11 protein-coding genes are annotated in these 12,585 nt (G+C 45.1%); 8 read left to right on the top strand and 3 right to left on the bottom strand.

From position 1 onward, the window contains the following. The first annotated feature begins 3 nt into the window (after positions 1 to 3). The 4 genes from EJL04_RS01050 to EJL04_RS01035 all read left to right on the top strand — a co-directional run bounded on the left by EJL04_RS01050 (position 4) and on the right by EJL04_RS01035 (position 4,994). Complete coding sequence (locus EJL04_RS01050; RefSeq protein WP_021853838.1) at positions 4 to 1,497, top strand: TolC family protein; 1,494 nt, start codon at positions 4 to 6, stop codon at positions 1,495 to 1,497. A gap of 5 nt (positions 1,498 to 1,502) precedes the next feature. Then, positions 1,503 to 2,492, top strand: a complete 990-nt coding sequence (locus EJL04_RS16475; RefSeq protein WP_021853839.1) for an HlyD family secretion protein — start codon at positions 1,503 to 1,505, stop codon at positions 2,490 to 2,492. 84 nt (positions 2,493 to 2,576) lie between these two features. Then, complete coding sequence (locus EJL04_RS16470; protein ID WP_125105274.1) at positions 2,577 to 3,680, top strand: ABC transporter permease; 1,104 nt, start codon at positions 2,577 to 2,579, stop codon at positions 3,678 to 3,680. Positions 3,681 to 3,731: 51 nt separating this feature from the next. Further along, entirely contained in the window at positions 3,732 to 4,994 is a 1,263-nt protein-coding gene (locus tag EJL04_RS01035) for an ABC transporter permease (protein ID WP_021853841.1), read from the top strand. Positions 4,995 to 5,309: 315 nt separating this feature from the next. On the opposite strand, the gene EJL04_RS01030 is transcribed toward EJL04_RS01035, so the two are convergent. From EJL04_RS01030 to EJL04_RS01020, 3 genes are all read right to left on the bottom strand, one after another. Continuing rightward, entirely contained in the window at positions 5,310 to 6,413 is a 1,104-nt protein-coding gene (locus EJL04_RS01030; RefSeq protein ID WP_053397492.1) for an Mrp/NBP35 family ATP-binding protein, read from the bottom strand. Between the two features lie 852 nt (positions 6,414 to 7,265). After that, positions 7,266 to 8,240 carry an IS3 family transposase gene (locus EJL04_RS01025; protein ID WP_241209919.1) on the bottom strand — a complete coding sequence of 325 codons (975 nt, stop codon included), beginning with the start codon at positions 8,238 to 8,240 and terminating at the stop codon, positions 7,266 to 7,268. 35 nt (positions 8,241 to 8,275) lie between these two features. Then, positions 8,276 to 8,650 (bottom strand): transposase, encoded by a 375-nt coding sequence (locus EJL04_RS01020; protein WP_125103787.1) that lies wholly within the window; start codon positions 8,648 to 8,650, stop codon positions 8,276 to 8,278. 367 nt (positions 8,651 to 9,017) lie between these two features. Here EJL04_RS01020 and EJL04_RS01015 point away from each other — a divergent pair, with 367 nt between their 5' ends. Genes EJL04_RS01015 through EJL04_RS01000 form a run of 4 tightly spaced genes read left to right on the top strand, consistent with a single transcriptional unit; the run spans position 9,018 to position 12,523 of the window. Beyond that, positions 9,018 to 9,497: an RNA polymerase sigma factor gene (locus EJL04_RS01015; RefSeq protein WP_125103860.1), complete on the top strand. Its 480-nt coding sequence runs from the start codon at positions 9,018 to 9,020 to the stop codon at positions 9,495 to 9,497. Continuing rightward, positions 9,494 to 9,997: a hypothetical protein gene (locus tag EJL04_RS01010; protein ID WP_125103859.1), complete on the top strand. Its 504-nt coding sequence runs from the start codon at positions 9,494 to 9,496 to the stop codon at positions 9,995 to 9,997. The genes EJL04_RS01015 and EJL04_RS01010 overlap by 4 nt, the downstream gene beginning before the upstream one ends. After that, positions 9,994 to 10,380 (top strand): DUF6108 family protein, encoded by a 387-nt coding sequence (locus tag EJL04_RS01005; RefSeq protein ID WP_021853844.1) that lies wholly within the window; start codon positions 9,994 to 9,996, stop codon positions 10,378 to 10,380. Before EJL04_RS01010 ends, EJL04_RS01005 begins: the two co-directional genes overlap by 4 nt. Positions 10,381 to 10,390: 10 nt before the next feature. After that, positions 10,391 to 12,523: an outer membrane beta-barrel family protein gene (locus EJL04_RS01000; protein WP_125103857.1), complete on the top strand. Its 2,133-nt coding sequence runs from the start codon at positions 10,391 to 10,393 to the stop codon at positions 12,521 to 12,523. Positions 12,524 to 12,585: the final 62 nt, after the last annotated feature.

Raw genomic sequence — 12,585 nt, 5'->3', positions numbered from 1 at the left:
TTTATGAAGAATGTTGCTGCCATATTTCTCCTGATATGCGCCCCTGCCACAGCGGCGGCGCAACAGGTGCTGTCGCTCGACAGTTGCCGCGCCATGGCCTTGCGCAACAACAAGCAGATAAACATTGCACGGCTTAAGAAGGACGTGGCGCAGAACACACGGAAAGCCGCACGCACAAAATATCTGCCACACGTTGACGTGCTCGGCGGATACGAATTCATGAGCAAGGAGATTTCTCTCCTCAACAATGAACAGAAAGGCGTGCTCGGCAACCTCGGCACTACAACTGCCGGCCAACTGGGCAACACCGTATCGTCTGCAATAACGGACATGGTAAGTCAGGGCGTTATAACACCGCAGACAGCCGAAGCGCTTGGAAATATAGCCAACAAGATAATGCCCGGACTGGAAAATGCAGGCAACGCCATAGGAAAATCCATAAGCGACGCTTTCAGGACCGACACGCGAAATATCTTTACGGCATCTGTCATGGTGCGCCAGCCGATATTCATGGGCGGAAGCATCGTTGCGGCAAACAAGATAGCCGACATAAGCGAGCAACTGGCTGAAAACGACATAACGAGCAAGACGCAGAACACGATATACGACATCGACAATGCCTACTGGACCGTGGTGTCGCTGAAACATAAGGAGAAACTGGCTAACAGCTATCTGAACCTCGTGAAGAAACTGAGCGGCGACGTTGAAAAGATGATACGCGAAGGCGTTGCCACCAGAGCCGACGGCCTGAAGGTTGACGTGAAGCTAAACGAGGCTGAGATGCAGCTTCTGGAAGTTGAGAACGGAGTGTCTTTGGCAAAAATGCTGCTCTGCCAGCTGTGCGGCATGCCGATAAGCAAGGACATAAGGCTTGAAGACGAAGATAAAGAAGACGCATTCAGCAAGGTGGAAATGACACCGCTGGTTGACACGGATGCCGCCAAGGAGAACCGTGCAGAACTGAAGATGCTGCAGAATGCGGTTGACATAAGCAAACAGACAACAAATATAATCAGGGCCGCGTATCTGCCGCAAATAGCGCTCACCGCAGGCTATCTTGTAACAAATCCCAACCTTTACAACGGATTCGAAAAGAAGTTCTCCGGTGTATGGAATGTCGGGGTGATAATGAGAATACCTGTATGGAACTGGTTTGAAAGTTCATACAAGATAAGGGCCAGCAAGACTGCCACGACGATAGCCATGCTCGAGCTCGACGAAGCACGCGAAAAGGTGGAACTGCAAGTGAACCAGAGTTCATTCAAAGTAAGCGAAGCCAACAAGCGGCTCAACATGGCAAACAAAAATACAGAACGTGCCGACGAAAACCTGCGATGTGCCAACCTCGGCTTCAAAGAGGGCGTAATGGACGTTACGGATGTCATGACCGCACAGACGGCATGGCTGCAGGCACGCTCACAGAAGATAGACGCTGAAATTGATGTTAAGCTGTCACAGCTCAACTTAAAGAAAGTTCTTGGAGAATCATTATATTAGAAATCATGACAAAAAAATCACAACATAACAACATCTTGCTTACAATAACCGGATTTGCCATAACCGTCATTATTGTAGGAGTTATAGGTTTCTTTGCTTTTGGCAAGACAACTGAAACGATACAGGGCGAAATTGAAGTATCAGAATACAGGGTGTCGAGCAAGGTGCCCGGGCGCATTCTTGAACTTAGAGTCAAGGAGGGCGATTATGTAAAGGTTGGCGACACGCTGGCCATAATAGACGCTCCTGACATTGAGGCCAAGAAGAAGCAGGCTGAAAGTGCCGAAGACGCTGCTGCCGCCATGAACGAGATGGCAGACAGGGGCGCACGTCAGGAACAGATACGCGGAGCCTACGAGATGTGGCAGCAGGCCAAGGCCGGACTTGACATTGCAAAGAAGTCATACGAGCGTGTTCAGCGTCTGTTTGACGAAGGTGTCATGAGTGCCCAGAAACGCGACGAGGCATTTGCCAACTATAAAGCGCTCGAAGCTCAGGCAAAGGCTGCCAAGAGCCAATACGACATGGCAGTAAACGGCGCACGCCGCGAAGAGAAGCGTGCAGCTGCGGCTCAGGTGAACAGGGCAAAGGGTGCCGTACAGGAAATAAACTCATACATACACGAAACCGTGCAGATAGCACAGGTTGAAGGCGAGGTAAGCAGCATTTATCCCAAAGTGGGCGAACTTATCGGAGCCGGCTCTCCTATCATGAGCATATCAATAATGAGCGACCTGTGGGGTACATTCAACGTGCGTGAAGACCAACTCAACGGACTCAAGAACGGCGACACATTCACAGCATATTGCCCGGCTTTCAGCAAAGACCTGAAGATGAAGGTCTACTACATCAAGGACGAAGGCAGCTATGCCGTATGGAAAGCCACTAAGAGCAACGGACAGTATGACTTGAAGACTTTCGAGGTGAAAGCCCGTCCTGTAACAAAGCTTGACGGACTAAGACCGGGTATGTCGCTAATAATTAAAAACAGATAAAACCAGAACGTGGGTAACAGTGTCAGCATAAGGAACATCATCAGCGTGGCATGCAGAGAATGCAGAATATTGAAGAAGAATCCGATGTATCTGTTCTGCATGCTGATATTCCCCGTTATTGTCACCATATTTTTTACTTCACTAATGAGCAACGGGCAGCCGACCAACATGCCCGTTGGCGTGGTAGACCTCGACAATACATCTACCACACGCTCAATAATAAGAAAGCTGGACGCATTCCAGACAACAAAAATCGTAAAACGGTATACTAACGTAAGCGAGGCTCGCAATGCCATACAGCGCAACGAGATTTATGCCTTCCTGTATATTCCCGAAGGCACAACGTCTGAGCTGCTGTCAATGAGACAGCCTAAAATATCGTTCTACTACAGCTCCACCTCACTTACTGCCGGAGCGCTGCTTTACCGCGACCTCAAGACCATATCTACGCTTGGCTCTGCTGGGGCAGCGTCGTCTGTGCTGCAGGCAAAAGGACTTACAGAAAGCCAGATTATGAGTTTTCTGCAGCCTATCGTCATCGACCTGCATACGGTGAACAATCCCGCCGTAAACTATAGCATCTATCTTAACACGATGATCATTCCGGGCTGCCTTATGCTCTTCATCTTCCTGATAACGGTCTACTCGATAGGAACGGAACAGAAATTCGGCACATCGAAAGAATGGATGGAGACAGCCGGCAATAACATTCACAATGCACTCATCGGCAAGATATTGCCACAGACGCTGGTGTTCCTGGCCATATTCTATGGCTACATGATGTATGTGTTCGGCATATTGCAGTTTCCTCATCCCGGCGGACTGCCGGCTATACTGCTGCTCGGACTGCTTTCAGTCCTCGCGGCTCAGGGCTTCGGCATATTTGTCTTTGGGCTCACGCCGTCGCTCCGCATGTCTATGAGCATCTGCAGTCTGTGGGCCGTATTGAGTTTCTCGCTGTCGGGCACAGCCTTTCCGCTGTCTGCCATGTCGCCGGCAATAAAATCAATAGCCCAGCTGTTTCCGCTACGGCACTATTACATGATTTATCAGCTCAATATCTTCAACGGCTATCCGCTTGCTTACTCGTGGATAAACATAACGGCAATGGTATGCTTCATTATGCTTCCCGTGCTGGTTGTATCCAAGATAAAGAAAGCCGCCTTAGAATATGAGTACTTGCCTTAAGCGCTTTTAACTGAAGATAAAAACAGAAGAAGAATTAAGATATAAAACCTGATGAAAAAAGCCAAAAGCTTAATACAACAGATCAATGAGGGCATACATGACATGTGCTACATCTGGGCTGAAGAGATGAAAACCACCTGGAAAGACGAGGGTGTGCTTATCTTCTTCATCCTAGTGCCGCTGCTCTATCCGCTTGTCTACTCGTGGATCTACACCAACGAGGTGGTGCGCGAGGTGCAGGTGGCTGTGGTCGACATGTCGCACAGCAATCTCAGCAGGCAGTTCATCAGACAGTTTGACGCGTCACCCGACGCCAAGATTACATATTACTGCAACAGCCTGAGCGAAGCAAGAGACCTTGTGGGCAGACAGGAAGCCTCGGGCGTGCTGTATTTTCCAGAAGACTTTCAGACCAACATCAACCGGATGGAGCAAAGCCATGTCAACGTGTTCTGCGACATGAGTTTCATGCTCTACTACAAAGCCATATTCCAGACAGCCACTGCTGTAGCCGGAAACATCAATTCAGAAATACAGATTCAGCGCGCCGGCAACACTACCGAACGCGAGAACGAGATAACGATAAAGCCGCTTGACTTTGACGAAGTGCAGATATTCAACACAACTGGAGGATACGGCAACTTTCTTATACCAGCGGTGCTTATACTCATCCTGCAGCAGACTCTGCTGCTGGGCGTAGGTCTGTCGGCAGGAACCGCAAGAGAGAAGAACAGGTTTAAGCAGCTCGTTCCCGTAAGCAGGCATTACAACGGCATATTCCGCATCGTGCTTGGCAAGTCGCTGTGCTATCTTATGATTTATGCCGTGATATCAGCTTACATCACTCTTGTTGTGCCACGCATATTCGGCTTCACGTCGCTGCTCCATGCCGGCGACCTGGCATGCTTCATGCTGCCCTATCTGCTCTCATGCATATTCTTCTCGATGATTGTCTCATGCGCCGTGAGATACCGCGAGAACATCATACTTCTGGTTGTATTCACCTCACTGCCGTTCCTGTTTGTGTCAGGAGTATCATGGCCGCAGAGCGCCATACCGGAGTTCTGGCAATGGGTGTCTAACCTCGTTCCTTCAACCTTCGGCATACGCGGCTTTGTCAGAATGAACGGCATGGAGGCACGCCTTGGCGATGTGCTGTACGAATACAGGGCACTGTGGATTCAGGCTTTCGTCTATTTCCTCATAACGTGCCTGCTTTACAGACGCCAGATAATAAAGACGCGACGAAAGGAAATTGAAAGACTAAGAACTGAAAGAAACTACGAAACTGCCGAAACAGAAACGGCAGAATAGACATATAAAATGCAAACAAAGACGCACATAAAAAAATGTATGTGCGCAAAATCAATAAGTTAGCATAAAAATAAACGGAAGTCGGGCATGCACTTGCATGCTGACTTCCGTTAAATTTTTATCTGCTATCAGGCCGAATATGTCTTTACATGCCGCAAGCAGACAGAGATTTTAATCTGTCTCTTTGTTTTCCGCAGCCCGCTTGCCGCTGCATTGTCCTGACATAACCAGAGCCATGCCTAAAGGACATCGAGCCAGAACCGCATATAATAATCACAGCCCATAAGCCATCAGCGTTCAGACGGCATCATGGCGTCAGCTGTTCTTTACCTCAACAATCTTTGTAGGCGCCTGCTCGGCATTACGGCGGTTGACAACAGTTACAACAGCCATGGCCAGATTGATAAATGCCTGACCGGTCATGGTGTCAACATTAAGGGCAGCCGGCTTGCCGTCGTCGCCACTCTCGCAGATGCTCTGCACAACAGGTATCTGAGCCAGCAAAGGCACGTCCATCTCCTTGGCAAGATTCTTGCATCCTTCCTTGCCGAATATGTAATACTTGTTTTCAGGAAGTTCGGCAGGAGTAAACCACGCCATATTCTCAACAAGTCCGAGGATAGGCACATTCACCTTGTCGTTTCTGTACATGTCGATACCCTTGCGTGCGTCTGCCAGTGCCACCTTCTGCGGTGTGCTCACTATAACTGCACCCGTTATGGCCAGTGTCTGCAGCAGCGTCAGATGTATGTCGCTTGTTCCGGGAGGCGTATCGAGTACAAAATAGTCAAGCTCGCCCCAGTCAGCATCACCTATGAGCTGCTTCAGCGCATTAGAAGCCATTCCGCCGCGCCACAGTGTAGCTGTGTCAGGATTTACAAAGAAACCTATACTCAGCAGCTTCACGCCATACTTTTCAACAGGCTCAATGAGGTCGCGTCCGTCTTTATGAACTGCATAGGGACGGAAATCCTCTACGCCGAACATCTTAGGCATTGACGGACCGAAGATGTCTGTATCGAGCAGTCCGACCTTATAGCCAAGACGTGCGAGAGATATGGCCAGGTTGGCAGCAACGGTGCTCTTGCCCACTCCGCCCTTGCCAGAACTTACGGCAATGATATTCTTTACGCCCGGAAGCATCTTTCCGGCCTCGGGCCTGGGCTTCGACTTAGTCTCCACCTCTATGGTCACCTCAACGTCCTTGCTTACATGATAGTGTATGGCAGCCTCGGCAGCCTTGATGGTAGACTTCATAAAGGGGTCGGTGTCGCGCGGAAATATCAGCGAGAACGACACCTTCATGCCGTCAATACGCAGATTGTCGGCCACCATCTCACTCTCTACAAGATTCTTCTTGGTACCCGGATACGTAACGGTAGCCAAGGCATCCATTATCAGTTTTGGATATAATGTCATAATGTTTATTTTTTATATTTCACAACAAGGCAGTCAGTGTCTGCTTCATATACTTATTCCAACAAAATTCATGCCTAAAAGCGGGCACACTGCACATTATCGTAATTTTACTGCAAAATACGCAATAATTATGCAAATAAACAAATTTTTAATCTGAAAATACTCCGACAAAACTATATAACCAACAAAATCATCATAACTCATAAACAAACTGGCAAAGATGCCATTCGTCCAGTGATGCCGCAGCCTTTTAGCCCCAAGACAAAAAGTTTGACCTGACAACCGCATACTGCTGTCAACCGATAACAGATAAACACCAAAGCGAAATCAACTTTAATCAGGGAAAGGACACTTTGAAATCAACCAAATTTAGAAAAGGCCCCAAACTCCGAAATACAAAAAACTTTTTCGCAAAAAACTCATCACTCATCACAACAGGGTTTAACACTCTATCAATCAGCTACTTAATGCGTGACGAGTTGAAAAAGCAACTCATCACATCACTGTTATTTCTCCATTTTCCGAACAATATAAAGCCAATATATTAATACTTTTAGCCGCAAAATCAGCCTCAACAGGCCAAATACAGCTGTGTGTGACGAGTTGAAAACACAACTCATCACACATTAACATCCTGTCATTCAACGTCTTACATACGATTGTGACGAGTGACGAGTTTTTAACAAAAATATTTTCTGCATACACCAGGCTGTGTCCTTTCCTAAAATTGGTTGACTTCTAACAAGCCATTCCCTGATTAAAGTTGACTCTGGTTAAACTTATAACTGTTATTGGTTGACTCTACTTTTAATTACTGATTAAAGTTGACTTTTACCGGGACAGAATCCCTGTTCATGGTGTCCTTGGAGGGCGTAGCCCGGAAAGGACACCATGAACAGAAGGCAAAGATAGTCCATCTTCTCCAATATCGGAGCATTCCTGTCTGTTTTTTATGGCCTTTGTCCTAAAACTGCTCCAACGCTTAGATATCTCACCCTGACATGAAGCAGCCTGTGCCGGTGTCATCATGTTGATGCTCATGTGCGGCCTTTCGTTGTTGTAGAAGTCCACGGCCGTTGCCACGGCTTCCCTGACCTGGCCGATGTCGGTGAACCTCATACCCTTAAGGAGTTCGTTCTTTATGGTACCATTAATACGCTCTGCCTGTGCATTGTCCTTCGGATCCCCGGTCTCCGTCATACTGATACTTATACCATTTTTATTAAGCAGCCTGACATATTCGGAACTTGCGTATTGTACGCCGCGGTCTGAATGATGTATAAGGCTGATGCCGTCCATGCCCTTCAGCCTTCCCAAAGCCATGCACAGTGCTTCAATGGGATAAGCCGTCTCAAGCGTCGGACCGACACAGTATCCTACAATCTCTTCTGTATATGCATCAAGTACAATTGAAAGGTAGCAGAAACGGTAGTGTATGTCGTCTGTCCAAATAATTATGTACGTTATGTCACTGACCCATAGCTGGTTAGGTCTGAGGGGCAACATTTCCTTTATAAGATTGGGATATGTCGGAAGACCGTGCCTTGAGTCAGTGGTACGTGGACGGCGCAACCTTTTACGGAGAATCATGCCGTTACATGACATTATTTCTATAAAACGGTCACGGCCGACGGGACTGTTGCCGCTGAAATCACGCCGGTACATGTGCCAGAGCTTCAATGCGCCTATTCCGGGGTCTATACGGCGCACCTTGCGGACATACTCAATCACAAAGGCATCACGGGCGGCCCTCATCATTGACTTTGACTCATCATACTTGTAATAGGCCTGCTTGCTTACGCCAAACAGCGCACAAAGATGTCTCACCCTGTATCGGACAGGGTTCTTCGTGTGCAGGAATGTTACTGTTTGGCGCCAGATTTTTTTCTTATGCTGATGCCTAACTCGGATTCGGCCACATTTATCATCTCGTCATAAGCCTCGGCCTTTATCTCGGCCTTGGTCAGTTCGGACTTAAGACGGAGTATCTCGGCCTGAAGGGCCTCTATGTCTGACGGGAGGCTGACTGAGTCACGAACATGCTTCTCTCTTAGTGTCTTTTTCTTTGTCATAAAATCGACATAATACAATTCAGGTGCAAATTTAGCACACCAGCGGCGAACTGTAGCCTCTGATACGGGAATTATTTTTGATATTCCCAAAAAACTTACACCTGAAGAGCGAAGATCTATCACTTTTTGAAGATATTGACCCTTTTGTGATTTATTTTTCCTCATAATTATTTTATTTATGAGTCAACTTTTTTCAGGGTAAGACACTGCAACACCAATGCAAAAGCATACATTCCGCAATGCAAAAGGGCACATATCGCGATGTAATATGTGCCCTTTTGCAAGGTGATTAGCGACCTTTGGCAGCATGGATTTGCCATTCAAAACTAAAGATCCCCATAAAAACAATCATATATACAATAAAAAATCCGTAACTTTAGCCTTTGAGAATATCGGGGGAAACCTTGATATATCATAATTAATATAAACCTTATCATTAACAATTAAACAGATACACTAAAAATATCATCTAAAATTACAAAAAAAGAAATTCTGCTGTTATGTTTTCCGTATTCATTCGTATCAGTAGTATATGGAACGAGATATATTGACATCCTCATTCATGGACTTGCGCGACAAGCTGCACCACATCGCATTGAGATATCTTCAAAACGATGAGGATGCAAAAGACGTACTCCAGGAATCATGGCTAAAACTTAAACTGAAAAATAATGTGTCAGATCCTAACGAGGCGAGAAACAAGCTTGTCTGTGTATTGCGAAATGTTTGTATAGACAGACTAAGGAGGACAAATATGAAGACTATAGATGAAGTAAAAACACCGGTCTCTCTGCAATACGAAATGGAAGTGGAAGACATAAATACGTTGGAAAATCTGTTGAAAGAAGAACTGACACCTCTACAACAACAGATATTCAACCTTGTGACACACGAAGGTTTTGATTATGAGCAGATTGCCGAAGAGTTGTCAATGTCGGTTGAGTCTGTAAGAATGAACATGAGCCGTACACGCAGAAAAATACGTGAAACTTACAAAAGATTAAACAGATGAAACAGGAAATGAATTTAAGCATCAAGGAAATAGAGACACTATGCCTTCTTTATAATGAGTGCCGGCTGTCTGTGCAGGAAGAAACTGAACTGGAATATATATTGCTATGCACGGCATACAGTTCAGACATTATAAGTGAGACGAAAGAGCTTATGGGCCTGTCGCGTCAGATGAAGCTTGCAGATGATACTTCAGCACGCCACAGACGTACGCCTCTACAAAAAGCTCTTATATGGACTTTGTCAGCAGCTGCAAGCGTTGCCATAATATTGACAGGAAGTGTTTTCCTGTCTAAAATAAACGAAATGGGCACTTCAACTGGCGACAGCCATTATGTCGCATACGTCAAAGGTAAGCAGGTAGACGAAAAGACTGCACGAAAAATAGCAGAAACAGAAGCAGCCAAGGTAGAAGAGTTCATGCAGGCTATAGAAAGACAAAAGGCCGCAGAACAAAACAAAGTAAAACAATTTTTTAACAATCAAAATAGTAAGAGATGAAACGTTTTCTGATTTTTTTCTTTATGGTCCTAATAGCACTGACAGCCAGTGCAAGGCCCCCGAAACTGAATGTGGAAAAGTTATTTGACGGCAGATATAACAACAACAAGAGTGTAAGCATCTCTGTCTATAAAAGTAACGGCAACTATTATCGCGGAATAACCGTGAAAAACAATTTGAAGATAATAAAGGCTATAGCAGACGCTATAGAAAAGGATAAGCCGCGCGCTAAAGACTATTCCGACTATCAGGGAGATGACGGAAGATACACGTCACTGCAGATTGTCAATAACGGTGAGACCATATATATCGGACTGAAACGTGACAAATCAGGCGGCGGTGCGTTCTTCTTTATTCAAGGAAAAGAAAAGGCTTTTAAATAAAAGATTTTATATGAAACCATACGTTTTCACTTTATGGTCACTATTTTTTGCCATCCCCATGTCAGCTCAGGACCAAGCAGACTCTACTGCAACAAATTGGGAAAGACAGCTCGAACTGAAAGAAGTTGTAGTGATGGCATCACGCACCGTTATAAAACAGGCTCCTGACAGGATTATATACCTGACTAAAAACGACCAATATGCCAAGGGTATGAACGGTATAGAGGTGCTTGACCGCATACCGCGCGTATCGGTTGTGAACGATATGGTTACAGTAGCAGGTAAAAGTTCTGTAAAATATATCATCGACGGACATCTCATGGAGATATCAGACGAGGCTATGGTCTTGCGTCTGAAGAATCTTCAGGCAAGTGGAATTGAGAAGATTGAGGTGCTGACTACTCCTCCGGCAAAATATGGAGCGAACAATAACGTAGCCTATATCAGCATTACATCTAAAAATGAATCTTTAGGCACACGTGGAAACATATGGACAAACGGAATCATCCGTGAGTCTTTCTGTTATCAACTTGGAGGAAATGTGTCGCATACGACACGTAAAGTAGAATTGTCGGCAGATGCCAGTTGGAATGATTCTAAAGGCATCAATGACCTGGACCGCACTTACATTTTTCCTTATTACACGAAGATTTCACAGCGCACAACAAATTACAGGAACAGAACTTTCGGAGCGAACGGCTTGTTCAAATATAAATTTACAAATACACTGAACGCAGGCGTCATACTTAATTTTTATACGAACAGACTGAACAGCAAACTTTTTGATGTAACAACAGACCGGGGTAATGTATACAGTTCTACAAACTATTCTCCTTCACGCCCGGATAACGCATTAACAATTACTGCTTTTTCAGACTGGATGCTGGATACAAAAGGAAAAATGCTCAGCCTAACTTACAATTACTACGACAAGCAAGCGCAGAGTTTTTCGGACGTAACAACATCAGCAAACAATACGGATACAAAACTTACAAACACAGGCGACAACAAATATCATATTCATTCAGCCAAACTGGATGCCATACTGCCATTAAAGTTATTCAAAATGGAAGCAGGACTGGCTTTTACATGCATAGGCAACAACACAGCTTTGGATGTACGGTATCTGGAGAACAATTCTTGGATGTCAGATACAAAACAAAGCAATGCCTTCGAATATGATGAGAGTACGGCCGTAGCGTATGTCAGCGCAGAGAGAAATTTTACAAACTCTTTTTTCGGTAAGCTCGGGCTACGGTATGAATCTACACGCACCAAAGGATATCAGCGGGTAAAAGATGAAGAAAGCAGATATAGCTATAATCATCTGTTCCCAACAGTTAATCTCAGTTGGAACAGCCATAAAGCAGGACGTTTCACACTCTCTTATTCTATGGGAATAACAAGACCAAACTTCAACGACTTGAATCCATATAAATACTATACTACAACGAGCGACTACGTGTCTGGCAATCCTGACTTACGCCCCAGTGTTGCCCACAATGCAGAGATAAACTATAGTTTTAAAGGAATATATGCCGTTTTATATAATTCATACAACAATGATGCCATCGGCTACATCACGCGGTTCAATAACGACGGCTCACAATACACCATACCGGAAAATCATATCAACAGCAATAAGACAGGACTATATTTATCATATTACCGTTCTTTTTTCGGATGGTGGAACCTCAACCTTGGCGGCGAGTTTTTCCACACATATGCCAAATCAAAACTTACTGATTACAAAGATGCTGACGATAGCAGTTGGAGCGGGAAAATTGAATTAAATACATCATTCATACTGAACAAACAGAAAAATCTGATTCTAGATATGAGATTCAGCCATTATTTTCCTTATCATGAACGCATGATAAGATACAAGGCTATGTCATTGCTCGGCTGTTATTTAAGATATAACCTGCTGAACGACAGACTCACACTGACAGCATCTGTTACAGATCCTTTTGGATGGAACACAACAAAATCAACAGCTATTTATAACGATTATAAGGTTTACACACGAAACGACATTCACGCCAGCTCTGTATCATTTCGCATATCATATAACTTTGGTAGAGACAAAGTAAACAATGTCTACAGGGATACAAAAGAGCGAGAATCAAAGAGGGCAAACTAAAAAATAATGCCGCATGAACTCGGACTGAGTCATACGGCATTGATTTTATTCTATATAAAGGA

The sequence above is a fragment of the Prevotella marseillensis genome, assembly GCF_900625065.1.
GTDB lineage: Bacteria > Bacteroidota > Bacteroidia > Bacteroidales > Bacteroidaceae > Prevotella > Prevotella rara.
This window is presented reverse-complemented; position numbering and strand designations above follow the sequence as displayed.